We start from the raw sequence: 25,329 nt of genomic DNA on the forward strand, positions 1-25,329 counted from the left end.
GCGGCGGGCCATTGGTTCAACCGGCGGCCGCGATGGGCTCGACCGCGCCCGGCTCGGGGATGCCGAGGCCGGCGATCATTTCGCGCAGCTCCTGGCGCGCAGTGATGTGGCCCATGCCGACCTCGCCAAGCTGCTGGAGGTCGAGCAGGGTCAGGCCCTTGGGGAAAAGCTCACGGTAGATGACGCGCTCGCCGAGGCCGGGGATGACGCGGAAGCCAACGCGGCGGGCGAGCTCATCCAGCGCCGCGCCAACGCGGCGGAGATTATGCGATTCGATATGCTGCAGACGGTTGCGCAAAACGACCCAATCGACGCTTTTGCCCGTGACCTTGGCGCGCTGCGTGCGGCTGTTCCAGATCAGCTCGGCATAGAAGCTGGGCTTGGTGATCTTGTAATTTTCGGGATGGACCTGGCCGATCAGGTCAAGATCGACGAAGCTGTCGTTCATCGGCGTAACGAGCGTATCGGCCTTGAGGATCGCGGCGCGCGCGAGCTCGTCGTCGCGGCCTGGCGTGTCGATGACGATCGTGTCGGCATCGGCCGCGAGACGCTCGATCGCGGCGTTGAGCCCTGCTTCGCTATGCTCTTCGATCACTTCGTAGCGTGCCTGAGGCAAGTCCTTGTCGAGTCGGCGCATCGTCGCGTCACGATTTTCAAGGTAGCGGGTCATCGTCCGCTGGCGGTGATCGAGGTCGAGCGCGCCGACGCGATGGCCCGAGGCCGCGAGTGCCACGGCGGTGTGCACCGCCGTCGTCGACTTGCCCGTGCCGCCCTTTTCGTTGGCGAAGATGATGAAATGCGGCTGGCCCATGCTTGCCTTACCCCTCGCACCGCATCAGAACGCGGCCCTTCCCGTAAAAACTCTACCGATGGCCGGAATCGCGTGCAAATCATTCGTGACCTAAGCGAGCTGAACCTGCTGTCCGGGCAATGGTGCGCTGATGACGAGCAATTCGCGTTGGTCCCGACCATGGGCGCGCTGCACGACGGGCATTTGGCGCTGATCGCCGAAGCGAAAAGGCGCGCCGAGCGGGTGGTTGCCACGATCTTCGTCAACCCGACCCAGTTCAACGATCCGGCCGATCTTGAGCGCTACCCACGCACGGAGGAGGCGGACACTGCCAAATTGCGCGGGGCGGGCTGCGATGCGGTGTGGATTCCGGCGGCCGAGGACATCTACCCGCATGGCTTCGCAACCATTGTCCGGGTCGCCGGTGTGTCCGAACGATGGGAAGGCGAGCATCGGCCCGGCCATTTCGACGGGGTCGCGACGATCGTTGCCAAGCTGCTCATTTCGACGCTGCCCAATATCGCCGTGTTCGGTGAAAAGGATTGGCAGCAATTGGCCGTCATCCGCCGGCTGGAGCAGGACCTGCAGATCGGCGTCGACATCGTTGGCGTCCCCACGGTGCGGGAGGCGGACGGACTGGCCCTCTCATCCCGTAACGCCCTACTGAGCGACAGTAGAAGGGCGCAGGCGGTCGCACTTCCCAATGCCCTGGCCGATGCGCGCGACGCGATTTCCGAAGGTGAGCCGGTCGCCGTCGCGCTGGCGACGGCTCGGCAATCACTTGAAGATGCCGGCTTTTCCAAGATCGATTATATCGCGCTCGTCGACGCGGCCACGCTTGAACCCCTCGCTGCGCCGGCAGGCGACATGCGACTCATCGCCGCCGCAGCGATCGGCGGGGTGCGGTTGATCGACAATGTCGAAATCTGACGGCTTTTTCGACGTTAACCATTTCTTTGCCATCGGCTGGTGAATTGGCCCCAACGGGAGAAGAGGGGAATTTGCCATGGGTGCCATTAGCCAGAAGAGCGCGGACTTCTTGATCCGCAGCCGGATTGCGGATGCGGAAAAGGGCAATGTCGATGCTTTGTTCGAACTCGGCGTGAGCTATTCGACGGGTCGCGGCGGCGTTCCGGTGGACCTCATCGAAGCGCATAAATGGTTCAACCTTGCAGCGCTTTCAGGCTGCACCCGCGGCCAGCAATGCCGGGCCGAAATTTCGGTTGAGATGACGGCGCGCGAAATCGCCGAAGCGCAGCGGCAGGCTCGCGCCTGGCTCGGAACGACCGGCTACGGCCGCCGCGCCGCCTAACGCACCAGGACCGTGACAGTGCGTCCCGGTCCCGGGCGCTCCTTGCCCAGGCTGGCCGCGCCAACCTGAAATGCCGGCACGCCCATCAGAATCAAATATTGCCGGACTTCTTCCGCCCGCCGCGCGCCCACCGCGATGGCGTGGTCGCGGGTGTCGCTGAGGTCGGCATGGCCTTCGATCCGCACCGACACCGTGGGGTTCATGCGCAGCCACTGCGCCTGCGCGGCCAATGTCGCCCGGGCCGGCGCACTGAGGACGGCCGTATCCCCGGAAAAATAGATGGTATCTGCACCCGCCCGGGCGAGGAAGTCGGCGCGCAAGGCGTCGATCCCGACCAGCGCGGGTGGCGGCACGGGGCGGCCGAGTACCCGCTGGACGATTCGCGGCTGCGCCAGCGCCGACGTCGCCACCATGGGCAGCGCCACCGCCGTAGCGAGGAGAAACGTCCGGATCATTCGCGAACTCCGGACCAATCCGGATCCATACCGTCCTGCGGCACCAGCACCTTGCGCGGATCGCCGCCCGCCAAGGTCACGCGGTAGATTCCGGTCCGGCCCCTTCGGTGCGCTGGAACAGGATTTCGCGGCTGCTCGCCGCCCACGCCGGCCCTTCGTCGCTGGGGCCGGTGGTCAGCAGGCGGACATCGGACCCGTCGATCTTCATGGTTCCGATCCGGCGCCCTTCCGGTCCGCGGCGGACGAAGGCGATGCGCGTCCCGTCGGGGCTCCACACCGGCGATGCGTAGGCGCCGCCGCCGAAGCTGACGCGCCGCTGGTTCGACCCGTCGTTGTTCATCACATAGATTTGCTGCGTGCCGGAGCGATCGCTTTCGAACAGAATCTGGGATCCGTCGGGGGAGAAGCTGCCCGCGGTGTCGATCCCCGGGGAGGTAGTCAGACGCCGCGCGCCGCCACCGCCCAAGCCGACCAGATGAAGGTCGGTGTTGCCGGCGGTGACCGCGGACAGGAGGAGGCTGTTGCCGTCGGGCGAAAAGCGCGGGGAAAAGGTCGTGCCGGAACTGGGCAGGACCGCGGCATCGCCCTCGCCATTGGCATCGGCAACGCGCACCTGCGGCTGACCGCTGGCGAAGCTGACGTAAGCAACGCGGTTGGCACGGGGTGACAATCGCGGCGTCACCACCCGCGTCCCGCCGGGGGTTAGGTAGGTGTGGTTGACGCCGTCGCTGTCCATGACCGCGACCCGGGTCACTTCGGTCGGCCCGCTGCCGCTGCGCGCGACATAGGCGATGGGCGTATCGAACACGCCGGGGGCGCCGACCATGTGCTGATAGGCTAGGCCCGAGCATTTATGGGCGGCGCGGCGCCAGTCGTTTGCGGCGACGACGAAGCCGATGCGTCCGAGCTCGCTGCGCTTTTCGACGTCATAGATATAGCAGCCGACCGCCAGGCGCCCGTCGGGCCTGGCCTGGACGAAGCCGGTAAGCAGGCCCTTGACCCCAGCCGCGCGCCACTTGGGGTAATTGGGCGCGGTCACTTCGGGATAGGAATAGAAGTCCTTCTGGTCAGGCGGCAGCGCAAGCACTTCGGCGGTGGTCCGCAGGTCGCTGCCGATCAGCTGGGTCGCCTGCCAGGCGATGCTGAGCGTGCCGCCGGCATCGGTCGGCGTGTCCTTGGGCGTCGACAGCGGCGGGATGGCGATCACCGGCACGGCCTGCTGCGCCACGGCGGGAGCAGCAAGGGACAGTGCGGCAATGAGGAAAGCGAAAGCGGATTTGATCACGATACGCTGGCGATCTCTTTGAAAATGTCGATCCAGGACTTGGGTTGCCGTTGCGGCCGACCGTTCGCATCCAGGAACGCTGCGGTCACGCGGGCATCGGTCAACAGTTCCCCCGCGCGGATGACTCGCTGCTGAATTCCCACGGCGGCGGCACGGATTTGCTCGACCGTGCTGACGACGAGCAGGTCATCGCCCAGTCGCGCCGGGCGGTGATATTTGATGGTGACGTCCGCAACATAATAGGCGCCGCCTCCGCGGGCCATCACCTCTCGCTGGTTGATCCCGACCGCGCGCAGCATGTCCGAGCGCGCCCGTTCCATGAACTTGAGGTAATTAGCGTAATAGACAACGCCTGCTGTGTCGGTGTCCTCGAAATAGACCGTCAGCGCGAAATGATGCTCCGCGCCAACGAAGGCACCGCGGTAGGGGACATCCGGATTGCTCATCGCCGTTCGTCCCCAGTGGAGGCCAAAGGCCTTTGTCGAATGGCACTAGCACCTCCGTGGAACCGGCGCCCTTCGACTTCGCAGAGGACGAGCGGGTCAGTTGCGGGATGCACTGCCAAGCACTTCCACCAAGCGCACCAGATCGCCCTGAGCCGCCGCAATATCGGCCAAGTGCATTCCCCAGCCGGGCAGGAACAAGCCGAAGATGGCGACCTCACCGCCAATGCGGTCGGTGCGCTTGTCCTGCGGATCGGCGTTGGTGCGGATCGACAGGTACCCGCGCGGACCATCGTTGATGCACCGCGCAGAAACCAGGCCTTCGGTCCTGAGGTAGGGCGTCGGCGCGGCCCCATCGGTCGACCACTGAATCGGGCCGCCGGCCACGGGCAGCGTTGAGCGCGCGAACCAATAGCTGTCGAGCCGTTCCCACGTTGTCGATCCGGGGCGCGCCGGATTGACGCAGGCGACGGTCATGCCGGGCTCAGTTGCGATGCCGAAGATCGCCCCGCGCGGAGGTAAATTCCTTTCGCGGAAGCTGACCCAGCTCATGACGCAACCGCTTTGTCCGGGCTTGCTGCACAGGGGCGTCCGTTTGAAAGTCCCGCCGACGACCTTTCCTTGCTGGACGAAGACGTTGTAGCCGGGGATGATCGCAAGTTTCATCCGGCGCGCGACATCGGGCTTGGTCTCGATCTCGCGCGCGATCAATTGCTGGAGCATCAGGCTGCCCTGGCTGTGACCGATCAGCACGAACGGGCGGCCGCCGTTCTTGGTCCGAATGTAATTGCGCCAGGCGGCGAGGACGTCGCCATAAGCAAGCAAGCCGCTTTGCGTCAGGTCGACGCCCGCCGCCGCGGCGGCGACCGCGCCGAGCGTCATCTGACGGTAGATGGGCACGAACGGCCGGCACACCGAGGCGAAGCGGGCGAACTGGCTTTCGGTCATCAACCGCTCTTCGCGTCCGGGGGTGAGGTCGCTGTTGAGGCCCTGGTCGGATGAGACGGTGGGATAGACGTAGAAGCAGTCGATCGGCGCGTTGCGCGCGACGCTGCTGCGTCCGGTCGAACCGTAGCCGTTGGGGTTGAGCGCGGTGGTCGCGACGGGGGTCGAACAGATGTCGGTCCGGCCCGGCAGGCACAGCCAGGTCGCGGGTTTGGCGTAGTCAGGCGCGGCGGGGGCCGGGGCTTGGGCAATCGCCGGGGACGCCCACCCTATCGCCATTCCCGCGAAAGCGGGGATCCACCTGCCTTTGCCGCGAAAGAAGGTGAAGACGGATCCCGGATAAAGTCCGGGATTACGGCGGGGGGTCACTTGCTACTCGCTCCCTGGTCGAACAGGCCGGACTGGCTCCCCTGCGGCGCGGGGAGCCCGAGATGGGTGTAGCCTCGGCCGTTGAGGCATCGCCCGCGTGCCGTGCGAGCGATGAGGCCGAGCTGAATGAGGAAGGGCTCGATCACATCCTCGAGCGTATCGCGCGGCTCGCTCAGGCCCGCTGCGAGCGTCTCGATCCCGACCGGACCGCCACCGTAGAGATCGGCGATCATCGTCAGGTAGCGGCGATCCATCGCGTCGAGGCCGAGCGCGTCGATCTCCAGCCGGGACAGGGCCTTGTCGGCAACGTCGGCATCGATCGTATCCGCGCCCGAGGCGTGGGCGAAGTCCCGCACGCGGCGCAGCAGCCGCCCGGCGATGCGCGGCGTCCCGCGGGAACGGCGGGCAATCTCGCGCGCGCCATCGTCGGTCAGGCCTGCGCCGAGCAGGCGCGCGGCGCGGCGTACCACCATTTCGAGCTCTTCGATGGTGTAGAAGTTGAGACGCACGGGAATGCCGAAGCGGTCGCGCAGCGGCGTCGTCAGCAGGCCCTGGCGTGTGGTTGCGCCAACCAAGGTGAAGCGCGGCAGGTCGATCCGCACCGAGCGCGCGGACGGTCCTTCACCGATCATCAGGTCGAGCGCGCGGTCCTCCATCGCCGGATAGAGTACTTCCTCGACCGCCGGATTGAGGCGGTGGATCTCGTCGATGAACAGGACGTCGCCGTCCTCGAGATTGGTGAGCAAGGCGGCAAGATCGCCCGACTTGGCGATCACCGGGCCCGAGGTGGCGCGAAAGCCCACGCCCATTTCGCGCGCCAGGATGCCGGCGAGCGTGGTCTTGCCGAGCCCGGGCGGGCCATGCAGCAGCACGTGGTCGAGCGCTTCGCCGCGGCTCTTCGCGGCGCCGACGAACACCCGCAAATTCTCGCGCGCCGCCTGCTGCCCGATGAATTCGTCGAGGGTCTTCGGGCGAAGCGCCGCGTCGGCGTCTTCGCTGGTGCGCTCGGGCGTCGTGATGCGGTCGGGGTCGGTGGCGCTCATGCTCTCCCCGCGGGCCTTACGGGGCGGGCGACGATGAGGAAAGGCGCACTTGTTGTGACTTTAGGCACTGTCGCGCGATCGATCGCTGGTCGATGAAGGATCGCGCCCATTGCCGCGAATGATGCACATTTGCGTGGGCCGAGGACAGCGGATTGTGCAGCTAGCCGGCTGCCTAGAGGGGGGATCGATGGCGATACACGCGGCAAATACGGCCGGACTCGGGCGCGGCTCGAAAAGCTCTTTGGCAGGAATTTCCTGCGCGTTTGTCGAGAAGCTTGGGGTGGATGGGCCGAACGCTTGGCGGATTGCTTGCGGCAGTGTCCGATTCTGGGCACTTTGCCTGACTTGCGCAGGGGGAAAATCATGCTGACCAGACGTTCGATGCTCGCCGGGACGGCCGCTTTGGCAGCCGCGGGACCAAGCCTTGCCCAGCGCCGCGCAGCGGCATCAAGCTGGTTCGACCGCGCTATCGTCATCGACGCGCTGGGTGCGGTCGGCGACCCATATGGCAGCCCCGATTCCATCCGTATGAGCGACCGCGCCTGGGCCGAAACCGTCGCGACCGGCGTCACCGTCGTGCGCCAGACGCTGATGCCGGTAGGCAACGTCGCCGACGCTTGGGGCGATTATAAGAAGTCGCGCGAGGAACTGCGTGAGGTTCTCGCTGCCAATCCCGACCGGATGTTGCTCATCCGCAGCGGCGCCGACATTCTCAAAGCCAAGCGTGAAAAGAAGTTCGGGGTGATCCTCGGCACCCAGGATACGTCGATGGTTGGTGGTGCGCTCGACCGCCTGGCTGAGATGAGGAAGGATGGTGTGATGACCGTCCAGCTGACCTACAACAACCGCGGCTTGTCGGGCGACGGGGCGCTCGAGCCGGGCAATGCGGGCTTATCGAAACTCGGCAAAGCGACGATCGAGCGGATTGAGGCGGAAAAGATCCTGCTAGATATTTCCCACGGCGGCGCGCGGACGATGGCGGAGGCAACCGCGCACGCCAAGCGTCCCCTCGTCAACAGCCACACTGCCGCGCGTTCGCTCTACGACCATCCCCGAAACACGAGTGACGAGACGATCAAGGCCGTCGCCGACAAGGGCGGCGTCACTGGCGTCTACTTCATGCCGTTTCTGCGCGCCGACAGCCAGCCAACCGGCGAAGACCTGATCCGCCATATCGAGCATGTCGCCAAGGTTGCGGGGGAGGACGGCGTCGGCATCGGCACCGACAATGGCGTCCTGCCGATGGAAATCACCGAGGAATCGCGCAAGCAGAATCGGGAGTGGGCCAATCAGCGGATCAAGGCCGGCATCGCCTCGCCCGGCGAGGGACCCGAGGTATTCCCCATCGTCGCCGACTATAACAGCGTCGATCGATATCGGCGGCTCGCCGGTGTTCTCGAGAAGCGCGGCTGGAGCCAGTCGCGGCTCGAGAAGCTGTTCGGCGGCAATTTCCTGCGCGTCTACCGCGAGGCCTGGGGCGGGTAATTGCCGTCATCCACGCCCGCTTATCCTGAGTAGCCGCGCAGCGGCATATCGAAGGACTGTCCTTCGGATCTTCGGCGCGCTTCGCTTACTCTGCCCTACTCAGGATGAGCCGAGGTTTGGGTGGGTGGTCACTTTCCCGCCTTGCGCAGCGCCAGCCGGACCAGTGCGTCGAGCCCCGCATCCGTGCCGAGTTCGTCGATCGCGGCGTTTACGGCGGCACTCGCTTCGGCAGGCTTGAAGCCAAGGTTGGCGAGAGCGGACAACGCGTCTGCAGCAGCGCCCGCGCGGGGCAATGGCGCGCCGCCGCCGAGCCCGGGCGCGCCAAGCTTTCCCTGCAATTCATTAGCTATCCGCATCGCGAGCTTGGGTCCGACGCCGTTGGCGCGCCCAATCATTGCCTTGTCGCCCTGGCTGACGGCGCGTGACAGCTCGTCGGGGGAGAGCGCGGAAAGAATCGCGATCGCCAACCGCCCGCCCACGCCTTGGACCGAGGTCAGCGCGCGGAACGTGTCGCGCTCGGCAGTCGAGCCAAAGCCGAACAGGGTCCAGGCATCCTCACGCACCTGGAGTTCGGTGAGCAGCATCACCTCTCCGCCGACCGGGCCAATTGCGTCGAGCGTGCGGGCGCTGGCGTGGACGAGATAGCCGACCCCCGCGACATCGATCACGGCGCCGTCGGCGCTGGTTTCAGCAAGAATTCCGGAAAGGCGCGCGATCATGTCGGCACCCTAATCGTTGGTGTCGAGCGAAGTCGAGATGGCGCGACCGGTCATGCCCCCGGCATGTCCTTTGTCCGCCATCCCCTCGACTACGCTCGGGGCAAACGGACTTGTGAAGCCAGGTGATGCGCATGGGTGACGGCGACCGCGAGCGCGTCGGCCGCATCGGGCCCGCAGATCGCGGCGCCGGGCAGAAGCCGCGCGATCATCGCGTGGACCTGCACCTTGTCGGCATTGCCGTTGCCGACCACCGCTTTCTTGACCAGCCGGGCGGCATATTCGCCGACATCCAGGCCGGCGCGCGCGGCGACCATGATTACCACGCCGCGTGCCTGGCCGAGCTTGAGCGTCGATTGCGGGTTCTTGTTGACGAACACCTCCTCGACGGCGGCGCCATCGGCCGGATGATCGGCCAGTAGCGCGTCGAGCTGGTCCGCGAGGTGGGCGAGCCGGCGCGGCAGCGGCGCTGCGCTATCGGTCTTGATCTGGCCGTTGGCGACGTGACGCAAGCGATTGCCGTCCGCCTCGATCAGGCCCCAGCCGGTCGTGCCGAGTCCGGGATCGAGACCGAGGATTCTCAGTTTCCCCTCCCGCTTGCGGGAGGGGTCAGGGGAGGGGAGGTCGAAGCCGGCACGCTGCGGGTGGGCATGCCCTTCCCCAGCCCCTCCCGCAAGCGGGAGGGGAGTTAGGCAAGCTTCTCCAGTTCGTCCTCAGGGACGTCGTAATTGCCCCAGACGGTCTGGACGTCGTCGTCCTCGTCAAGCGTATCGATCAGCTTCATCAGGCTGGCCGCGTCGTCGCCGCGCACTTCAACTTCGGTCGACGGCTTCCACGCGAGCTTCGTCCCTTCGGCCTCGCCCAACAAGGCTTCGAGCGCGCGCGAGACCTCGTGCAGATTCTCGACGCTGGTCCAGATGCGATGGCCGCCCTCGTCGCTTTCGACGTCCTCGGCGCCGGCTTCGCTTGCCGCTTCGAACAGCTTGTCGGCATCACCCGCGCTGGCGGGGTATTCGATCAGGCCCATGCGCTCAAAACCGTGGCTCACGCTGCCGCTCGCGCCGAGATTACCGCCGTTCTTGGAGAAAGCGGTGCGCAGGTTGGTTGCAGTACGGTTGCGGTTGTCGGTCAGCGCCTCGACGATGATGGCCACCCCGCCGGGGCCGAAGCCCTCATAACGCATCTCTTCGTAATTTTCGGCGTCGCTGCCCGATGCCTTGTCGATCGCGCGCTGAATATTGTCCTTGGGCATCGACTGGGCGCGCGCGGCGATGATCGCTGCGCGAAGCCGCGCATTGGCGTCGGGATCGGGCAGGCCCATCTTGGCCGCGACGGTGATTTCGCGGCTGAGCTTGGAGAAGAGGGCGGAGCGCTTCTTATCCTGCGCCCCCTTCCGATACATGATGTTCTTATATTTGCTGTGGCCGGCCATGGCGCTTCCTTACGCGAGACCCAGCGCGTTGCGATAGGTTTCCAGGACCGCGTCCTGTTCCTGGCGCGTGTGGGTCTCCATTTTCCGCAGGCGGACGATCATGCGCATGATCTTTGGGTCGTAGCCGTTCGCCTTGGCCTCCGCATAAACGTCGCGAACATCGTCCGCGATGCCCTTCTTCTCTTCCTCGAGCCGCTCGATCCGCTCGATGAACAGCCGCAGCTGATCCGCCGCGACATTGCCTTCCGCCATGGTCCCACAACCTCAAATCAAAAATTCGGACAAAAAAGGGCGGCCCCAGACAGAGCCGCCCTTTGAAGTTTCGTAGCCGTGAAGCTTACTTGAGTTCGACGGTGCCGCCGGCCTCTTCGATCTGCTTCTTGATCTTTTCGGCTTCGTCCTTGTTGACGCCTTCCTTGAGCGCCTTCGGAGCGCCTTCGACCAGCGCCTTGGCTTCGCCGAGGCCCAGGCCCGTGATGACGCGGACTTCCTTGATCACGTTGATCTTCTTGCCGCCGTCGCCCGTCAGGATGACGTCGAATTCGGTCTTTTCCTCGGCAGCCGGGGCAGCAGCGCCACCACCAGCCGGGCCGGCAACCGCAACCGCGGCAGCGGCGGAAACGCCCCACTTCTCTTCAAGCGCCTTGGCGAGGTCCGCGGCTTCGAGGACGGTCAGTTCAGACAGCTGGTCGACCAGCTTAGCAATGTCAGCCATGTGATACTCCTTGGTGGGGCATCAGCCCCATATTGTCGTGCGTTGATGAAAGGATTGCGGCTTATGCAGCCTCTTTGGCGGCATAAGCACCGAAGACCCGTGCCAGCTGAGCACCAGGCTCGTTGACCGTGCGGGCGATCTTGGTCGCAGGCGCCTGGATGAGGCCCACGATGGTCGCGCGCAGCTGGTCGAGCGACGGAAGCTCGGCAAGCGCCTTGATTCCGTTCACGTCGAGCACGGTGTCGCCCATTGCGCCGCCGACGATTTCGAACTTGTCGGTCGTCTTGGCGAAATCCACTGCAACCTTGGCGGCCGCAACGGGATCGCCCGAGGTGGCCAGCGCGGTCGGTCCGGTCAGCAATTCGCCGAGCGGGCTGTAGCGCGTGCCATCGAGGGCAATCAGGGCAAGGCGGTTCTTCGCAACTTTATACTGGGCGCCGGCGTCGCGCATCTTCAGACGAAGATCGGTGGACTGGGCCACCGTCAGACCGTGGTTGCGCGTTATCACAACCACGCTCGTCTCCGTGAAGACGTTCTTCAGCTCGGCAACCAGATCGGCTTTTTGCGAACGATCCATGCCAACTCCACATTTCGGTCGAGCAGGGCTCGACCGAGACTTCAAAAACCCACCACGGCATGCCGGGGCGGAGCGAAATGTCCGTGGGGATGGATCAATGGCGCGGCGCGAGCCAGCGCACGACCGGAGCTGCCTTGTACAGCCGCTCCGTAAGAATTCCTGTCCCCGCCTCGGCTGGAAATTAAGCGTCGGTCCCTTGCGGGACATCGGCACCAGCTGTCTCGGACGGTGCGAACGGCAAGCCGCTCGCGAGGGCGCGCCTATAACGCAATTGCGCGCTCGATCAAGTCTTTGGCCTGCGGCGGCAGGGCAAAAAGAACCCCGGGCGAAGCGGATGCCTCGCCCGGGGTCTTCATCGCGTCCCGGGAGACGCGAAGAGTCCAGCCTTACTGGCCGCGCTCACCAGCCGACGGCGGCGGCGGGGGCGGCGGGGGCGGCGGCGCCGGGCAGGTGCTCGTCGCCAGGATCACCGAGCCGTCCGGGCAGGTGATCGTCGCGGGAGCTTCCGGCGGCGGCGGCGGCGGCGGCGGGGGCGGCGGCGGCGGTGCAACCGCGGCGCCGAAGTTGTAGGTCAGGCTGGCCAGCAAGCTGTGCGAGCTGAAGCGCGTGCGCAGGCCGGTGTCGAACGTGTCGCCGTCGAAATCGAACGACGTGTCATAGTTCAGACGACCGGTGCGGAAGTAGCGATACTTCACGCCGACATCGATGTTCTCGCTGATCGGCGCACGGATGCCGGCAAGGAACTGCCAGGCCCAGGCGCTGTCGCTGTCGCCGTCGCCATCACTGGAAAAGTCGACGTTGGCGAGACCGATGCCGCCACCGATGAAGCCGCCGACGCCGCCTTCACCACCAAGGTCAAGCAGGCCGTTGAGCATGCCGGACGTGACGGTGACGCGACCGTCGAGGTCGAGATCTTCGTCGGTCAGCGGGAAGCCCAGCTCGTCCTCGATCTCGTCCTGGAGCAGCGGGTCGAGTTCGAACTCGTCGGCCTTGGCGCGCTTGTAGGCGAGCTCGCCCTCGACGCGGAACATACCGAAGTCGTAACCGCCGTTGATGTCGATGTCGTATCCGGTCTTGAAATCGACGCCGTAGCCGCTGTCGAAATCAGCGGTGCCGTCGCCATCGACGTCCACGTCGAAGTCCGACACCTTCGGGAACAGGAAGCCGGCGTCGACGCCGACATAGCCCGACCCGTCGCGAGCCGCAGCCGGCGTCGCAAGGACGGCCAGCGCCGCAGCGCCCGCAAGGAAAAGATTACGCATGTTTGCCCCTTTCATGTGGCAGGTTGTGTCGGCGCGCTAACTTCTGCGCCCCGGCAAAGTTTCCGGCCAAAAGCCACTCTGCGGAATCCTGTTGCACCGATGCAACAGCGCGCTGCAACCCCCTTGCTGCAAGGCCTTGAAGAGACACGAAAAAGCCGGCGGCGGAAAATCCTTCCGCGCACCGGCCTTTTGCGTTCGTTGTTCAGGCGTAACGCCGAAAATCAGGCGCCTGCAATCTCCGCAAGGTCGACTTTCACGCCCGGGCCCATCGATGATGACACCGAAACCTTCTGGACGAACTTGCCCTTGGCGCCGGTCGGCTTGGCCTTGACGATGGCGTCGACGAAGGCGTTGAAATTGTCCTTGAGGTCGCCTTCGCTGAAGCTGGCCTTGCCGATGCCGGCGTGGATGATCCCCGCCTTCTCGACGCGGAACTCGACCTGGCCCGACTTGGCATCGGTCACTGCCTTGGCGACGTCCATCGTCACGGTGCCGAGCTTCGGGTTCGGCATCAGGCCCTTGGGACCCAGCACCTTACCGAGGCGACCGACAACGCCCATCATGTCCGGCGTCGCAATGACGCGGTCATAGTCGAGCTTGCCGGCCTGCATTTCTTCCATCAGGTCTTCGGCACCAACCTTGTCGGCGCCGGCACCCGTGGCTTCATCTGCCTTCGCGCCCTTGGCGAACACCGCGACGCGAACCGTCTTGCCGGTGCCCTTGGGCAGGTTGACGACGCCGCGGACCATCTGGTCGGCGTGGCGCGGATCGACGCCCAGATTCATCGCCACTTCGACGGTCTCATCGAACTTCGATGTGGCCAGGCTCTTCACCAGCCCGATCGCCTCATCGACGCCGTAGAGCTTTTCGCGATCGACCGAACCGGCCTGAGCCTTCTGCTTCTTGGTCAGCTTCGCCATGTCTTAGCCCTCCACCACTTGGAGGCCCATCGCGCGGGCGGAGCCTTCGATGATCTTGGTCGCCGCTTCGATATCGTTGGCGTTGAGATCCTTCATCTTACTTTCGGCGATCTCGGCGAGTTGCGACCGGCGAATGGTGCCGCCCGAAACCTTGCCCGGCTCCTTTGAGCCCGACTTGATCTTCGCCGCCTTCTTCAAAAGGAAGCTGGCCGGCGGCGTCTTCGTCGCGAAGGAAAAGCTGCGGTCGGCGTAGACGGTGATCACCGTCGGGATCGGCGCGCCGCGTTCCATTTCCTGGGTTGCGGCGTTGAACGCCTTGGTGAATTCCATGATGTTCACACCACGCTGGCCGAGGGCAGGGCCGATCGGCGGAGCGGGCGTCGCGGCGCCGGCGGGCACCTGCAACTTGATGTAGCCGGTAATTTTCTTGGCCATCAATCTCACTCTATAGGGGCCCGCGTCCGCGCGAGGGCGGCAAGCGGGCGGTTCAAGTTTAGCGGTTCAAGCGGCCTTCCCGAAAGAAAGCCTCCCGCAGCGGTCCCAATTGCTTGGATGGGGGCGCCTGTAGCGAAAGCGGCCCAAAGTGGCAATCGGTGCGGACTCTGCGCGCCACGCCAAGCTGTGCTAACGCGGGTTAATCGGGCAGGTTAATAGGGAGGCGAGTCGCATGAAGAAGGCGCTCCTTCTGGGAATTACGACGCTGCTGATAAGTTCGGCTGCGCCGGCGCAGATGAATGCGGACCAGCTTGAATGGGGCCCGCCCCCGGCGGGACTTCCCGACGGGGCGTTGTTTGCGGTCCTCGCCGGCAATCCTGAACAGCCGGGACCGTTCGTCATTCGCTTGCGCTTCCCGCCCGGCTACAAGATTCTGCCGCACCGCCATAGCGGTGACGAGCAGATCACGGTCCTTTCCGGCGAAGTCTCGCTTGGCCGCGGCCGCAGCTATAGCGAGCGTAAGGCGACCAAGCTGACCCGCGGCGGCTTTTCGCCCGAACCGCCCAACACCGACCATTATGCCTTCACCAAGGAGGGCGTCGAGATTCAGATCGCCGGGCAGGGGCCTTTCACGATCGCTTATGTTCGCGCCAGGGATGATCCGCGGCGGAAGCGCTAGCCTTTTCGCAGAATTGACTTTGGCCGCACCGCGTCGAAACCTCGGCAGCGATGGTTCGGTTGGGGCATGGAGCACGGCGTTGTTCGTGCTGGCGCTGCAGGCACTGGCCCTGGCGCTGGTGCTTTGGTTTTCGAACGGCAACCGGCAGGCGAACCGCCTGCTCGCCGCGCTAATGATCGTGATCGCCGGTCTCCTGACCCCCTTCATCCTCGGATATGCGGGGGCGTATGACGCCTGGCCCCGGCTGACCTTCGCGCCATTTTCGATACCATTGGCAGTCGGGCCCTTGCTCTATGCGCACGTCCAGGCGCTGGCGAGCGGCCGGCGGATCGCCTGGTGGCACTGGATCGCGCCGGCGGTGCAATTCGGTTGGCAAGCGGTGTTGTTCCCGCTGCCCACCGCTATGAAATTCCGCATCGACGCGGCGGTGATCGAGCCATTCCTTAGCCCGGTGAGCAGCGTGGCGGTGCTCGCGTCGATGGCGGCGTACGGCGTCGCGTGCTGGCGCGCGTTGCAGCGGTACGAACGATGGTTGGCGGAGCGCCGACGGCAGTTGCGTCCGGCGCGGCGGATCCGCTGGCTGACGTTCGCGCTGGTGCCACTGGTCGCCGCGCGCGCGGGGTACAGCCTGTTCGAAGCGCTGGTTCGGCCGATCAATTATTTCGACCTGTTCGGCTATTACATCCTGCTCGGCCTGGTCGGATTGTGGCTCGGGCTCGAAGGGTGGCGGCAGGCGGAGGCGCCTGCGCCTGCTGCCGAGGATGAAGACGCGCGCCGCAGCGACCAGGGCGCGGCATGGATCGAACGTTTGCGCGCACAAGGTTGGTGGCGCGACGCCGATTTGTCCCTGGCCGATTTGGCGCGAGAGCTGGGCACGAATGCCGCGAGCCTGTCGCGGGCGCTTGCGCCGCACGGCGGCTTTGCCGCGGTGCTGGGCGGGATACGCAGCGAAGCAGCAGCGGCGCGGATCGCGGCCGGCCAGGGCGACGACCTGCTGCGGCTGGCGATGGATTGCGGGTTCGGAAGCAAGGCAAGCTTCAACCGCGCGTTCCGCGCGCGCTTCGGGACCAGCCCAAGCGCCTTCCGCGCAGACGGCGCAAAACCGACGGAAGGCGAGATGTTGGCGCGTTGAGGCGCCCGCCGCGCTGCTCGCGGGAGAATGTCGGCCTCCCTCATCCTTGGAGCCGACCATGTTCGCAATCGACCGCCGCTCATTCCTCGGCGCCAGCCTCGCCGCCGGCGTTTCCACCGCGCTCCCAGCGCAAGCCACCGCAACGGCCGTGCTGTCACCCAAGGCCATGCGCGACGATCTTGCCGTCTTGGGCGAAGTTTATGCGGCGCTCCACCCGGGCCTCGACCGCTACCTCGGCCGACGTGCGTTTGCGGCGCGCATCGAGGCCTTGCGCGATTGGGCCGCGACGGAACGGTCGCCGCAGGCATTCTTTGTCGCGCTCGGCCGCCTGACCGCCGCAGTTCGTTGCGGCCACAGCTACCCCAATCCGGTGAACCAGCCCGATGCCACTGCCGAGAATCTGCTCAGCGGCCGCAACCGCGTGCCCTTCGCCTTCCGCTGGATCGATGGCAAGATGGTCCTCACCCGCGTGCTGCGCGACGAACTGCCGCTGCGGCCGGGCATGGTGGTCGAAGCGGTCGACGGGCTGCCCGCGACCGAATTGCTTCGCCGCCTGATGCCGCTCGGACGGGCCGACGGCAGCAATGACGGCAAGCGGCGCGCGCTGATGGCGGTTGATGGCACCGGCCGCTACGGCGCGTTCGACGTCTATCGCCCGCTGGTTAGTGCCGCGCGCGCCGACGGCATGGTCGATGTTCGGATGCGCGGCAAAACGATCCGCCTGCCCGCCATGACCGAGGAAGAGCGGCAGGCGCTTGGTAAAGGGGGCCAGGCCGACGATGGCGGATGGGAATTCGCGATTGGGACCGACGGCGTCGGGCTACTGCGGATGCCCAATTGGGCGCTGTACAACAGCAAGTGGGACTGGCGCGGATTCATCGACCGCAGTGTCGACCAGTTGATCGAGCAGCGGGCGCGGGGCCTGATCGTCGATCTGCGCGAGAATGAAGGCGGTCTCGATTGCGGCGATGTGTTGCTGGAGCGGTTAATCGCCAAGCCGGTCCCGGCGCCCACCTATCGCCGTTACGTCCGCTATCGCGCGGTTCCCGCGGCGCTTCGATCGCACCTCGACACTTGGGACAAAAGCTTCTTCGATTGGAGTGACAAGGCCAGTGACGACGGGCGGCGACCGGGCCTGTTGCGGCTAGTACGCGAGGCCGACGATGAACCGGGGGCACCGCTTCGCCCGCGCGGACCGCGCTACGCCGGTCCGGCCGCTGTGCTGATTTCGCCGACCTGCTCCTCGGCCACCTTCGGCTTTGCGCAGCTGATCAAGGGCAGCGGGGTGGCAACGCTTGTTGGCGAGACCAGCGGCGGCAATCAGCGCGGCATCAACGGCGGCGCCTACTTTTTCGTCCAGCTGAAGGAAACGGGAATGGAGGTCGATTTGCCGCTGATCGGCTATTTCCCCGACCGCCCGCAACCCGATGCCGGGATCGCACCTGATATATTCGTACGCACGACGGTTGCGGATGTCGTGGCAGGCCGTGACCGTGGCATGGACACGGCACGGCGCTGGGTGCGATCGGCCTAGCGAAGTTTGGCGATGGTCAGCCCGTCGGCCTTGGCGCGGTCGCGGGTCGATTCCTCGCTCCGCGTAAGCGCCTTGGCAATGGCGCGCAGCGACATGCCCTTGGCGGCAAGCTGGTGAAGCTTCTGTATCTCGTCCTGCCGCCACGGTTGACGGTGGCGTTCGAACTTGTCGCCGGTCGCCATGCCTTACTTGACGCGTTCGACCTGCTCGAACTCGAGCTCGACCGGCGTTGCGCGGCCGAAGATCGAGACCGAAACCTTGACTCGGCTGCGGTCGAAATCGAGCTCTTCGACCAGGCCGTTAAAGCTCGCGAACGGGCCGTCGAGCACCTTGACCGAATCGCCGATCTCATAATCGACGTTGATCTTCTGCTTTGGCGCGGCGGCGGCGGAGGCGTCGGAGCTGTCGAGCATCCGCGCGGCCTGCGAATCGGGGATCGGCTGCGGCTTGCCGTTGGGTCCGAGGAAGCCCGTGACCTTGGGCGTATTCTTGACAAGGTGGTAAACCTGGTCGTTGAGCTCGAGCTTGGCGAGGACGTAGCCGGGCATAAATTTGCGCTCGGACTGGACCTTCTTGCCGCGCTTGATCTCGGTCACGGTTTCGGTCGGAACTTCGATCTGGTCGACGAAACCGGTCAGGCCAAGGCGGTTGGCCTCGCTCATGATCTGGTCGCGGACCTTGTTCTCGAACCCGGAATAAGCGTGGATGATGTACCAGCGGGACATGTCGTTTGTGCCTTGTGCGTTTGCCTAGCCGAGGAGGCCGAGGAGGAAGCGGACGATCGTCGCGAAGAACGCATCGACGCCGAAGAAGAAGATGGCGAGCAGCGTCGTCATGATCAGCACCATGATCGCGGTCGCGATGGTTTCCTTGCGGGTTGGCCAGTGGACCTTCGCGGTCTCGGCGCGGACCTGACGGATGAATTCGCCGGGGAAGTCTTGGCCACGTGATTTGCTCTTCCAGAAAGTAAAAGGCTCCGCGGACCAGTGCGGCCGGCGGAGCTGAAGGCGACTTAGCGCTGCCAGCCTGAGTCTTCAAGTGATGGGTCCATGCGCGCAGGAGTGGAGGGACTCGAACCCACGGCCCTCGGTTTTGGAGACCGATGCTCTACCAACTGAGCTACACTCCTAGGAGCGCGCGCTGGGCAGGTAGCCAGAGCCGGGGGATCGCGCAAGGTTCAGCGAACGATGGGGAGGCCGATCCAGGTGCCGCCCGGACCGAAGAACACGCGCTGGGTGGCACGTTGATAGTCGTCGGATTGGGCAAAGAAGATGTTGGGCACGAAGCTTTGCGGATTGCGGTCGTACAAGGGAAACCAGCTCGACTGAATCTGGACCATCAGGCGATGGCCAGGCTGCACGACATAGTTCACGGTCGGCAGCGCGAAGCGATAGGTGACGGGCACACGCGGCGGAATGCGCGTCGGCTGCGCGGGATCGTCGCGAAAGCGGCCGCGCATCACCTCCATCGCAATCGGTAGCTGATAGCCCGCCATGCCCGGGTTCCTGGGATAGGATGCCGGATAGACGTCGATCAGCTTGACCACCCAGTCGCTGTCGGACCCCGTGGTCGACGCGACGAGATTGGCGAGCGGCGTACCGGCTAGCTTGAGCGGCGCGGTCAGCGGGGCGCTGGTGTAGGTCAGCACGTCCTGGCGCGCGGAGGCGAAGCGCTGGTCGTCGACCAGCCACAGGCGCCAGGTCGACCCCGGCGCCCACGGCGACAGGTTGGGGCGCGCGCGATACGGCACGGGGTCGGCGGGATCCGAGACGTAGGAATCGCTGCCCGCGGCGCGTGGCGCGTCGAAGTCGAGGGCGCGTTCTCCGGCGAGGTGCAGCGGCGTCAGCCCTGTCGGACAGCCGGCGGCGCAGGCCTGCGGCCAGTCGTCGAAGCGGCGCCATTGATTGGTCCCAGCTTCGAACGCGGTGACCCGGGCGATGTCGGCGGGTGGGCCGTCCTTCAGATGCTGCTTAAGAAAGGGCAGGAGCAAAGTTTGGCGGAACCAGCGCGCGGTGTCGCTGCCCCAATGCAACGGACCAAGCGACAGCGCCGGAAACACAACTTGGCCGTGGTGCCAAGGACCCAGGACAAAGCGGGTGCGGCCGCCATCGACGCGCTTCACCGCGTCGAATAATGCGGGCGTGCCGTAGATATCCTCCTGATCCCACAGGCCGCCGACGAGAAGCATTGGGACGGTCGGCGGCCGGCGCGCGAACATGCGGTCGAGCGCCTGCGCTTGCCAGTGATGGTCGTAATTGGGGTGACGCGTCAGGCGCCGCCAGAAGGGCAGGCGGTCGACCCCCATCGCCCGGGCATATTCGGACGCTGAGCCGTAGCGTAGCGCGGTCGCGTAATTGTCCTTGGAGCCGGGAAACCAGCTGTCGTCCGACGTCCGCGCCGCGGTCTGACTATAGACGTAGGCGACCATTTCCTGCCGGAAGGCGCCGTTGTGGAACCAGTCGTCACCCTTCCACACATCGACCATCGGGTTGATCGGCACCGCCGCGCGCAAGGCGGGATGCGGATCGATCAGGCTCATCAGCGCGGTGAAGCCCTCGTAGCTGGCGCCGATCGTTGCAACCTTGCGATTGCTTTCGGGCACGTTCTTGACCAGCCAGTCGATGCTGTCCCAAGCGTCGGTGGAATGGTCGACCGGTGTCGGGTTGAGCGGCCCGCGCAAGGGGCGGTTCATGACGTAATCGCCCTCCGACCGATGCTTGCCGCGAACATCCTGGATGGCGACGATGAAGCCGGCGCGAACAAGCTCGGCATAAGCCGGCGTCAGGATATTCTCGGGCCACGGGCCGACGCCACGCGCGGTCGACTTGGCGGCGGAATAAGGCGTTCGCTCGAGCAGGATCGGCGCATTGGCGGCGTTCCGGGGAAGGATGAGGACGGTGTAGAGCCTGGCCCCGTCGCGCATCGCGATCGTTGCTTCACGCCGGGCGTATTGCGTCGGCGCGGGCGCGGGCTGGACAATGCGTTGTTGCGGCGGCCGGGCCGGCGGACGCGGCGACACGCGCGGGATATCGCCGCCCGGCTGGACCGCAGGCTGAAGATTTTCCTGCGCCGGGGCGACCAGCGGCGCCGCGAGCGCGAGCGCGGCGGTCAACGAAATTTTTCTGAAGATCATGCGATGTCCTGCGCTCGTTCTTCGCACGGTCGCCGCGCGGGCGGCAAGGCAGCTCGCTAGCTGCTTGCGATTGTGCGCTTGCGGGCGCGCAGGGCGATCCCGGCCATAAGGGCGCCAGCCCCAAGGATAGCCGTGGCAACAACGGGCCGCTTCTGCGCCTCAAGGAACAAACTGTAGCGCTTCGCAGCGAAATCCTGCGTGCCCTCTTCAAGCCCGTCCTTCTTCGGCACGAAGAGATTGTCACGCATGGCCGGGTCTCCGGCATCCTCGCGCGACTGCTGCGCACGAACCAGTGCGAATTCCATGACCTTGTCGGTCAAGCGCGGGAAAAGGCGCGCCAGCAGGGATTGGATGAAACCGGTCCCGCCGACGTAAATCTGGCGCCGCGGGTGCTGTGCGGCGAACAGGATCGCATCAGCCACCAGCCGTGGGTCATACATGACCTGCGGAATGCGCGGCGGGAATTCCATATGGTTGCGGCCATGCTCGGGGAAGGGGGTGTGGATACCCGTCGGCTTGATCAGAGTGACGGAAATCGGAAGCCCTTCACGCTCAATGTCCATCCGCAAGCTTTCGGTCATGGCGCGAACCGCAGCCTTGGCTGCGCTGTAGGCCGGCTGCTTGATCGCGGCGCGGTCGGACAGGACCGATCCGACGTTGATGATCGCCCCGCCTCCGCGTGACCGCAAATGCCGGATGGCGACCAGGCTGCCCTGAAGCATCCCAAAATAGTCGACGTCGAATACGCGTCGCTGTTCGTCGATGCCAAGCTGCTCGAGCGTGCCGTACGAGGTGACGGCGGCGCAATTCACCCACGTATCGAAGCCGCCGAACGCGCTTACTGCAGCCTCGGCAATCCGTTCCGCCGAGCCCGGGTCGGCGATGTCGATGGCGCAGACCGCAGCGGCATCGCCAAGCTGCCCGGCAATGGCTTGAAGCGCCGCTTCGTTTCGCGCGACGAGGACCACTTGAGCGCCGCGCCGGACGGCTTCGCGCGCAGTGGCGAGGCCGCTACCGCTCGATGCGCCGGTAATGACGAGAACCTGCTGGTCGAGCGGCTTGAGATGGGAAGACATGACGGATGAACGCCGCCGCCCTCCATTGGTTCGACCTGGCGGTTAGGCCGCGATGTCGAACGGAACGATTTCGCCTGACAAATAGAGGTTGCGGGCCTTGGTCCGCGACAGCTTGCCCGAACTGGTGCGCGGCAACGTGCGCGGAGGAATCAGCTCGACCACCGGCGAAATGCCGGTGATGGCGCGGACGCGCTCGCGGATTTCATCGCGCAACTTGCCGCGCTCCGCATTATCCGACACGCGGCAATGGACGAGGACGGCGGGCGTCTCCTCTCCTGACTGGCCGGTAATGGCAAAAGCGGCGATATCGCCGGACTTGAAGCCGGGCAGCTGCTCGACCGCCCATTCGATGTCCTGCGGCCAGTGGTTACGCCCGTTGATGATGATCATGTCCTTGGCGCGACCGACGATGAAGATATAGCCTTTCGACATGTAGCCCATGTCGCCGGTGTCGAGCCAACCGTCGTCGGACAGACAGGCCGCTGTCGCCTCCGGATCGCGGAAGTAGCCGGCCATGACGCTCGCGCCGCGAACGAAGATCCGCCCGATCCCGCGGTCCGGCAGGGGTTGGCCGCCTGCATCGCGCACTTCGACGCTCATGCCCTGGACCGGCTTGCCGCAATTGACGATCGCGCGGAAGCGGCGCGGACGTTCCTCGCCGTCCTCGCCGCGTCCCGACAATTCGGTCTCCTCAACCAGCTCGAGCCGGATGCCTTCGCCCGGCGGCATCAGGGAAACGGCAAGCGTCGCCTCCGCCAGACCGTAGCTCGGGCAGAAGGCGGAGGCCTGGAAGCCCGCGTCGGCAAAGGCATCGACGAAGGCCTGCATGACGTCGGGCCGAATCATGTCGGCGCCGTTCCCCGCAATGCGCCAGCGCGACAGGTCGAAGCGATCCTCGGCACGGGTCTGCGAGCTCATCCGGCGGGCGCAAATGTCGTAACCGAAGGTGGGCGAATAGCTGACGCTGTTGCCGGGATTGCGCGTGATCATGTCGAGCCAGGCGAGAGGGCGGCGCGCGAAATCCTCGGTCTTCAGATAATCGGCGGAAATCTGCTGCGACACTGGCGACAAAAGGCAGCCCACCAGGCCCATGTCGTGATACCAGGGGAGCCACGACACGCAGCGATCTTCGTCTCGGACCTGAAGTCCGATGCCGTGCGCGCGCAAGTTGTCGAGCAGCGCACGGTGCGTGACGGCAACACCATGTGGAAAGCGTGTCGATCCGCTGGAATATTGCAGATAAGCAATGTCGTCGGCGCTTGCGCTAGGCAAATCCACTGCGGGCGCGGCTTGAAGCGAATCCCAAGCTCGGGACTTCACGCCGGCTTTGTCAGCGGCTTCACCGCAAAGGTCGGCAAGTTCGCTCGGGTAGAGGAGGAGCGCCGGGTCACTGCTCTTGAGCTGAACCGCGAGCTGGTCGGTGTAGCTGTCACGCCCGCCAAAGCTGGTCGGCAGGGGCAGGGGAACCGGCCATGCGCCGGCATAAACCGCGCCGAAAAAGCCCGCAGCAAATTCGGCACCGGTCTCGGCAATCAGCGCAAGGCGGTCGCCCGGCTTGATTCCCATGCCGATCAGCCGGTGCGCGAAATCGCGCGCATCGTCGCGCAACTCAGTGAAGGTGTAGGCGCGCTGGAGCGTGCCGCGTGCGTCGTGGAAATTGAGACCGCGCGCGCCCTTCGCCGCATAGTCCAGGGCTTCACCCAGCGTATCGAAGTCCGCAATGCGCCGCGGAAGGACGTCGAGCGTCGGAGTCGCGCCGGGCGGCGCAAGTGCGTGGTCGTTGGGATTGATGCGATCGAGCACGCGGGATCCTTGGCAATTGCACGGGCGGGTGCAAAGCGCGGGCACCCGGTTCCTGATGATCGGTCACTGTGGCAAAAAAGGGGCGCAATGCCGCCAAGACGTCACCGCAAGCCTCCGCCTCCGCTCGACGAGCCCGCCCTTCGGGAGCTCGCGCTCAGCTATGTCGGACGATTTTCGACGACGCGCGCGAAGTTGCGAGCTTATCTTGCTCGCAAGGTTCGGGAGCGCGGATGGTCGGGCGCTCGAACTCCAGATTTCGACAACCTGGCCGAGGCCATGGCCGAGCGTAACTACGTCGATGACGCTGCCTATGCCTTGTCCAAGTCGCATGCGCTGACGGGACGCGGCTACGGGGCGCGACGGGTCGCGCAGAAGCTTCGCGCGGCCGGCGTCGAGGAGGGCGACGGCGCTGCGGCACTCGATCACGCCGAGGCCGAGGCTGTCGTGGCGGCACTGAGGTTTGCGGAGCGGCGGCGAATCGGCCCCTTCGCCACCGGTGACAAGGATCGCGAGCAACGGAGCAAGGCGATCGGCGCAATGGTGCGCGCGGGCCACGACTTCGATCTTGCGAAAGCGATCGTCGACTTGCCAGCAGGGCGGGCCATCGACGCGGACGAGCTTCGAGATCGCCTGTAGATCGGCTCCGGCTAAAGTCGGTTTGCCGACACAGACACGCATGTTAATAGGGTATGTGCCGCGGGGAGTATCAATTGATTCTGGCGCCGAGAGGCCGGCAGAGGCCGGCTCTGCGCAAGCCGGAGCGGCGCCTGAAATGGCGCCCATCACGGGCCGCGTGAAGTGGTTCGACGCGACCCGCGGTTTCGGCTTCCTGGTCAGCGATGAAATCGAGGGCGACATCCTGCTGCATTTCAGCGTTCTTCGCGATCATGGTCGTCGCAGCGTGCCCGAAGGCGCGACGGTTGAGTGCGTGCCGGTCAGGCTGGAACGCGGCCTTCAGGCGAAGCGGGTCTTGTCGATCGACCTGTCGACCGCCTTGCCGCAGGCGCCGCGCTCGGCCATGCCGGCAGGCGAGCGTTCGAACCGGAAGGCCCTGGCAGATGCCGCGGGTGCGTTCGAGCCGGTGGAGGTCAAATGGTTCAATCGCGTTCGTGGCTATGGATTTTTGATGCGAATCGAGGACGATTCGGGCGCGGACGTCTTCGTTCACATGGAAACGGTGCGCGATGCGCATCTAAACGAGCTTCAGCCAGGCCAGCGCCTCAGGGCCCGGATCGCGCCGAGCGGGAAGGGATTGACCGCCGTCGAGATCCAGTCGGACGGCCATTCGCCGGGCTGATCGTGATCGCGGCGAGCGCACTTGCCGCTTGCAGCACGCAGGGACAAGGCGAGCCGCGGGGACAAAGCGATACTCGCGCGGCGGAAGCCGTTGCGCCTGCGGGACTGGAAACCATGACGCTGACCATCCAATCCGGGTCGCGCAGCCACCGGTTTACGGTCGAAGTCGCGCGCACCGCCGAAGAACAGGCGCAGGGCCTGATGTTTCGCGAATCGCTGGCCGACGACCGCGGCATGATCTTTCCGTTCGAGCCCCCGCGCGAGGCGGGCTTCTGGATGAAGAACACCCTCATCCCGCTCGACATGATCTTCATTCGTGCGGACGGGACGATCGCGCGGATCGCCGCCAACACCGTCCCTCACTCGCTGGAGCCGGTGCAGTCTGGCGAACCGGTCGCGGCGGTGCTCGAAATCCGCGGCGGTCGTTCGGCGGAACTCGGGATTAAGGAGGGCGACCGCGTCGATTGGCGGGGATGAGCCAATCGCTCGCTT

General features: G+C 65.5%; 30 protein-coding genes and 1 tRNA gene. 9 read left to right on the top strand and 22 right to left on the bottom strand.

Translation table 11 applies throughout. From position 1 onward, the window contains the following. Positions 1-16: 16 nt before the first annotated feature. A complete protein-coding gene (locus H9L13_RS03290; RefSeq protein WP_187539009.1) occupies positions 17-811 on the bottom strand; it encodes a division plane positioning ATPase MipZ in 795 nt (264 codons plus the stop codon). A gap of 72 nt (positions 812-883) precedes the next feature. On the opposite strand from H9L13_RS03290, the gene panC reads away from it, so the two are divergent. Both panC and H9L13_RS03300 read left to right on the top strand, forming a co-directional pair. After that, entirely contained in the window at positions 884-1,720 is an 837-nt protein-coding gene (panC, locus tag H9L13_RS03295; RefSeq protein WP_235091130.1) for a pantoate--beta-alanine ligase, read from the top strand. Positions 1,721-1,796: 76 nt separating this feature from the next. Continuing rightward, entirely contained in the window at positions 1,797-2,102 is a 306-nt protein-coding gene (locus H9L13_RS03300; RefSeq protein ID WP_187539013.1) for an SEL1-like repeat protein, read from the top strand. Here H9L13_RS03300 and H9L13_RS03305 read toward each other — a convergent pair. The 5 genes from H9L13_RS03305 to ruvB all read right to left on the bottom strand — a co-directional run bounded on the left by H9L13_RS03305 (position 2,099) and on the right by ruvB (position 6,642). Beyond that, a complete protein-coding gene (locus H9L13_RS03305) occupies positions 2,099-2,557 on the bottom strand; it encodes an OmpA family protein (RefSeq protein WP_187539015.1) in 459 nt (152 codons plus the stop codon). The genes H9L13_RS03300 and H9L13_RS03305 overlap by 4 nt on opposite strands. 76 nt (positions 2,558-2,633) lie before the next feature. Continuing rightward, positions 2,634-3,842 (bottom strand): PD40 domain-containing protein, encoded by a 1,209-nt coding sequence (locus H9L13_RS03310; RefSeq protein ID WP_187539017.1) that lies wholly within the window; start codon positions 3,840-3,842, stop codon positions 2,634-2,636. Then, positions 3,839-4,288, bottom strand: a complete 450-nt coding sequence (locus H9L13_RS03315; RefSeq protein ID WP_187539019.1) for a YbgC/FadM family acyl-CoA thioesterase — start codon at positions 4,286-4,288, stop codon at positions 3,839-3,841. The genes H9L13_RS03310 and H9L13_RS03315 overlap by 4 nt, the downstream gene beginning before the upstream one ends. A gap of 96 nt (positions 4,289-4,384) precedes the next feature. Beyond that, positions 4,385-5,509 (bottom strand): DUF3089 domain-containing protein, encoded by a 1,125-nt coding sequence (locus H9L13_RS03320; RefSeq protein WP_187539021.1) that lies wholly within the window; start codon positions 5,507-5,509, stop codon positions 4,385-4,387. Between the two features lie 86 nt (positions 5,510-5,595). Continuing rightward, positions 5,596-6,642, bottom strand: a complete 1,047-nt coding sequence (ruvB, locus tag H9L13_RS03325; protein WP_187539024.1) for a Holliday junction branch migration DNA helicase RuvB — start codon at positions 6,640-6,642, stop codon at positions 5,596-5,598. Between the two features lie 363 nt (positions 6,643-7,005). On the opposite strand from ruvB, the gene H9L13_RS03330 reads away from it, so the two are divergent. Continuing rightward, positions 7,006-8,127 carry a dipeptidase gene (locus H9L13_RS03330; RefSeq protein WP_187539026.1) on the top strand — a complete coding sequence of 374 codons (1,122 nt, stop codon included), beginning with the start codon at positions 7,006-7,008 and terminating at the stop codon, positions 8,125-8,127. Between the two features lie 128 nt (positions 8,128-8,255). Here H9L13_RS03330 and ruvA read toward each other — a convergent pair whose 3' ends face one another. The 9 genes from ruvA to rplK form a co-directional block, all read right to left on the bottom strand. Further along, positions 8,256-8,846: a Holliday junction branch migration protein RuvA gene (ruvA, locus tag H9L13_RS03335; protein WP_187539028.1), complete on the bottom strand. Its 591-nt coding sequence runs from the start codon at positions 8,844-8,846 to the stop codon at positions 8,256-8,258. Positions 8,847-8,935: 89 nt separating this feature from the next. After that, positions 8,936-9,427 (bottom strand): crossover junction endodeoxyribonuclease RuvC, encoded by a 492-nt coding sequence (gene ruvC / locus H9L13_RS03340; RefSeq protein ID WP_187540093.1) that lies wholly within the window; start codon positions 9,425-9,427, stop codon positions 8,936-8,938. 104 nt (positions 9,428-9,531) lie between these two features. Continuing rightward, positions 9,532-10,275: a YebC/PmpR family DNA-binding transcriptional regulator gene (locus H9L13_RS03345; RefSeq protein ID WP_187539030.1), complete on the bottom strand. Its 744-nt coding sequence runs from the start codon at positions 10,273-10,275 to the stop codon at positions 9,532-9,534. Between the two features lie 9 nt (positions 10,276-10,284). Next, positions 10,285-10,527, bottom strand: a complete 243-nt coding sequence (locus tag H9L13_RS03350; RefSeq protein WP_187539032.1) for a DUF2312 domain-containing protein — start codon at positions 10,525-10,527, stop codon at positions 10,285-10,287. Positions 10,528-10,612: 85 nt separating this feature from the next. Further along, positions 10,613-10,990, bottom strand: a complete 378-nt coding sequence (gene rplL / locus H9L13_RS03355; protein WP_187539034.1) for a 50S ribosomal protein L7/L12 — start codon at positions 10,988-10,990, stop codon at positions 10,613-10,615. Positions 10,991-11,051: 61 nt separating this feature from the next. After that, on the bottom strand, positions 11,052-11,567 hold the full coding sequence (rplJ, locus tag H9L13_RS03360; protein ID WP_187539036.1) for a 50S ribosomal protein L10: 516 nt from the start codon (positions 11,565-11,567) through the stop codon (positions 11,052-11,054). A 386-nt stretch (positions 11,568-11,953) separates the two neighbouring features. Beyond that, positions 11,954-12,829 carry an outer membrane protein gene (locus H9L13_RS03365; RefSeq protein WP_187539038.1) on the bottom strand — a complete coding sequence of 292 codons (876 nt, stop codon included), beginning with the start codon at positions 12,827-12,829 and terminating at the stop codon, positions 11,954-11,956. Between the two features lie 221 nt (positions 12,830-13,050). Then, positions 13,051-13,749, bottom strand: coding sequence for a 50S ribosomal protein L1 (gene rplA / locus H9L13_RS03370; protein WP_187539039.1), 699 nt, complete (start codon positions 13,747-13,749; stop codon positions 13,051-13,053). A 3-nt stretch (positions 13,750-13,752) separates the two neighbouring features. Beyond that, positions 13,753-14,184 (bottom strand): 50S ribosomal protein L11, encoded by a 432-nt coding sequence (rplK, locus tag H9L13_RS03375; RefSeq protein ID WP_187539041.1) that lies wholly within the window; start codon positions 14,182-14,184, stop codon positions 13,753-13,755. A 232-nt stretch (positions 14,185-14,416) separates the two neighbouring features. Between rplK and H9L13_RS03380 the strand changes: the two genes are divergently transcribed. The 3 genes from H9L13_RS03380 to H9L13_RS03390 are packed head-to-tail and all read left to right on the top strand — an operon-like array spanning position 14,417 to position 17,529. Further along, on the top strand, positions 14,417-14,863 hold the full coding sequence (locus H9L13_RS03380; RefSeq protein ID WP_187539043.1) for a cupin domain-containing protein: 447 nt from the start codon (positions 14,417-14,419) through the stop codon (positions 14,861-14,863). 19 nt (positions 14,864-14,882) lie between these two features. Beyond that, a complete protein-coding gene (locus H9L13_RS03385; RefSeq protein WP_187539045.1) occupies positions 14,883-15,995 on the top strand; it encodes an AraC family transcriptional regulator in 1,113 nt (370 codons plus the stop codon). A 58-nt stretch (positions 15,996-16,053) separates the two neighbouring features. Then, positions 16,054-17,529, top strand: coding sequence for a S41 family peptidase (locus tag H9L13_RS03390; protein ID WP_187539047.1), 1,476 nt, complete (start codon positions 16,054-16,056; stop codon positions 17,527-17,529). On the opposite strand, the gene H9L13_RS03395 is transcribed toward H9L13_RS03390, so the two are convergent. From H9L13_RS03395 to H9L13_RS03425, 7 genes are all read right to left on the bottom strand, one after another. Continuing rightward, positions 17,526-17,711: a hypothetical protein gene (locus H9L13_RS03395; RefSeq protein ID WP_187539049.1), complete on the bottom strand. Its 186-nt coding sequence runs from the start codon at positions 17,709-17,711 to the stop codon at positions 17,526-17,528. The two genes, H9L13_RS03390 and H9L13_RS03395, sit on opposite strands and share 4 nt — an antisense overlap. Positions 17,712-17,714: 3 nt before the next feature. Beyond that, positions 17,715-18,254: a transcription termination/antitermination protein NusG gene (nusG, locus tag H9L13_RS03400; protein ID WP_187539051.1), complete on the bottom strand. Its 540-nt coding sequence runs from the start codon at positions 18,252-18,254 to the stop codon at positions 17,715-17,717. 24 nt (positions 18,255-18,278) lie between these two features. Next, on the bottom strand, positions 18,279-18,449 hold the full coding sequence (secE, locus tag H9L13_RS12690) for a preprotein translocase subunit SecE (RefSeq protein ID WP_244954833.1): 171 nt from the start codon (positions 18,447-18,449) through the stop codon (positions 18,279-18,281). Positions 18,450-18,585: 136 nt separating this feature from the next. Next, a tRNA-Trp gene (locus tag H9L13_RS03410) sits at positions 18,586-18,658 on the bottom strand. 48 nt (positions 18,659-18,706) lie between these two features. After that, entirely contained in the window at positions 18,707-20,662 is a 1,956-nt protein-coding gene (locus tag H9L13_RS03415) for a CocE/NonD family hydrolase (protein WP_187539053.1), read from the bottom strand. 56 nt (positions 20,663-20,718) lie between these two features. Beyond that, positions 20,719-21,738, bottom strand: a complete 1,020-nt coding sequence (locus H9L13_RS03420; protein WP_187539055.1) for an SDR family oxidoreductase — start codon at positions 21,736-21,738, stop codon at positions 20,719-20,721. A gap of 42 nt (positions 21,739-21,780) precedes the next feature. After that, positions 21,781-23,541: a fatty acyl-AMP ligase gene (locus tag H9L13_RS03425; RefSeq protein ID WP_235091138.1), complete on the bottom strand. Its 1,761-nt coding sequence runs from the start codon at positions 23,539-23,541 to the stop codon at positions 21,781-21,783. Positions 23,542-23,817: 276 nt separating this feature from the next. On the opposite strand from H9L13_RS03425, the gene H9L13_RS03430 reads away from it, so the two are divergent. From H9L13_RS03430 to H9L13_RS03440, 3 genes are all read left to right on the top strand, one after another. Beyond that, on the top strand, positions 23,818-24,177 hold the full coding sequence (locus H9L13_RS03430) for a RecX family transcriptional regulator (RefSeq protein ID WP_408022122.1): 360 nt from the start codon (positions 23,818-23,820) through the stop codon (positions 24,175-24,177). Positions 24,178-24,313: 136 nt separating this feature from the next. Beyond that, complete coding sequence (locus H9L13_RS03435; RefSeq protein ID WP_187539059.1) at positions 24,314-24,838, top strand: cold-shock protein; 525 nt, start codon at positions 24,314-24,316, stop codon at positions 24,836-24,838. Positions 24,839-24,951: 113 nt separating this feature from the next. Then, the gene (locus H9L13_RS03440; protein ID WP_187539061.1) at positions 24,952-25,314 is read left to right on the top strand and encodes a DUF192 domain-containing protein; all 363 of its coding nucleotides are present in this window, start codon (positions 24,952-24,954) and stop codon (positions 25,312-25,314) included. Positions 25,315-25,329 lie beyond the last annotated feature (15 nt).

It is taken from the genome of Sphingomonas lutea, assembly GCF_014396785.1.
Classification (GTDB): Bacteria; Pseudomonadota; Alphaproteobacteria; order Sphingomonadales; family Sphingomonadaceae; genus Sphingomicrobium; species Sphingomicrobium luteum.

Excerpts from the sequence above, each read along its gene's own strand:
- H9L13_RS03290 (WP_187539009.1), bottom strand. The coding sequence starts at position 811 with ATGGGCCAGCCGCATTTCATCATCTTCGCCAACGAAAAGGGCGGCACG.
- H9L13_RS03300 (WP_187539013.1), top strand. The coding sequence starts at position 1,797 with ATGGGTGCCATTAGCCAGAAGAGCGCGGACTTCTTGATCCGCAGCCGG.
- H9L13_RS03305 (WP_187539015.1), bottom strand. The coding sequence starts at position 2,557 with ATGATCCGGACGTTTCTCCTCGCTACGGCGGTGGCGCTGCCCATGGTG.
- H9L13_RS03315 (WP_187539019.1), bottom strand. The coding sequence starts at position 4,288 with ATGAGCAATCCGGATGTCCCCTACCGCGGTGCCTTCGTTGGCGCGGAG.
- H9L13_RS03320 (WP_187539021.1), bottom strand. The coding sequence starts at position 5,509 with ATGGCGATAGGGTGGGCGTCCCCGGCGATTGCCCAAGCCCCGGCCCCC.
- ruvB (WP_187539024.1), bottom strand. The coding sequence starts at position 6,642 with ATGAGCGCCACCGACCCCGACCGCATCACGACGCCCGAGCGCACCAGC.
- H9L13_RS03330 (WP_187539026.1), top strand. The coding sequence starts at position 7,006 with ATGCTGACCAGACGTTCGATGCTCGCCGGGACGGCCGCTTTGGCAGCC.
- ruvA (WP_187539028.1), bottom strand. The coding sequence starts at position 8,846 with ATGATCGCGCGCCTTTCCGGAATTCTTGCTGAAACCAGCGCCGACGGC.
- H9L13_RS03345 (WP_187539030.1), bottom strand. The coding sequence starts at position 10,275 with ATGGCCGGCCACAGCAAATATAAGAACATCATGTATCGGAAGGGGGCG.
- H9L13_RS03350 (WP_187539032.1), bottom strand. The coding sequence starts at position 10,527 with ATGGCGGAAGGCAATGTCGCGGCGGATCAGCTGCGGCTGTTCATCGAG.
- rplL (WP_187539034.1), bottom strand. The coding sequence starts at position 10,990 with ATGGCTGACATTGCTAAGCTGGTCGACCAGCTGTCTGAACTGACCGTC.
- rplJ (WP_187539036.1), bottom strand. The coding sequence starts at position 11,567 with ATGGATCGTTCGCAAAAAGCCGATCTGGTTGCCGAGCTGAAGAACGTC.
- H9L13_RS03365 (WP_187539038.1), bottom strand. The coding sequence starts at position 12,829 with ATGCGTAATCTTTTCCTTGCGGGCGCTGCGGCGCTGGCCGTCCTTGCG.
- rplA (WP_187539039.1), bottom strand. The coding sequence starts at position 13,749 with ATGGCGAAGCTGACCAAGAAGCAGAAGGCTCAGGCCGGTTCGGTCGAT.
- rplK (WP_187539041.1), bottom strand. The coding sequence starts at position 14,184 with ATGGCCAAGAAAATTACCGGCTACATCAAGTTGCAGGTGCCCGCCGGC.
- H9L13_RS03380 (WP_187539043.1), top strand. The coding sequence starts at position 14,417 with ATGAAGAAGGCGCTCCTTCTGGGAATTACGACGCTGCTGATAAGTTCG.
- H9L13_RS03390 (WP_187539047.1), top strand. The coding sequence starts at position 16,054 with ATGTTCGCAATCGACCGCCGCTCATTCCTCGGCGCCAGCCTCGCCGCC.
- H9L13_RS03395 (WP_187539049.1), bottom strand. The coding sequence starts at position 17,711 with ATGGCGACCGGCGACAAGTTCGAACGCCACCGTCAACCGTGGCGGCAG.
- nusG (WP_187539051.1), bottom strand. The coding sequence starts at position 18,254 with ATGTCCCGCTGGTACATCATCCACGCTTATTCCGGGTTCGAGAACAAG.
- H9L13_RS03415 (WP_187539053.1), bottom strand. The coding sequence starts at position 20,662 with ATGATCTTCAGAAAAATTTCGTTGACCGCCGCGCTCGCGCTCGCGGCG.
- H9L13_RS03420 (WP_187539055.1), bottom strand. The coding sequence starts at position 21,738 with ATGTCTTCCCATCTCAAGCCGCTCGACCAGCAGGTTCTCGTCATTACC.
- H9L13_RS03430 (WP_408022122.1), top strand. The coding sequence starts at position 23,818 with ATGGCCGAGCGTAACTACGTCGATGACGCTGCCTATGCCTTGTCCAAG.
- H9L13_RS03435 (WP_187539059.1), top strand. The coding sequence starts at position 24,314 with ATGGCGCCCATCACGGGCCGCGTGAAGTGGTTCGACGCGACCCGCGGT.
- H9L13_RS03440 (WP_187539061.1), top strand. The coding sequence starts at position 24,952 with ATGACGCTGACCATCCAATCCGGGTCGCGCAGCCACCGGTTTACGGTC.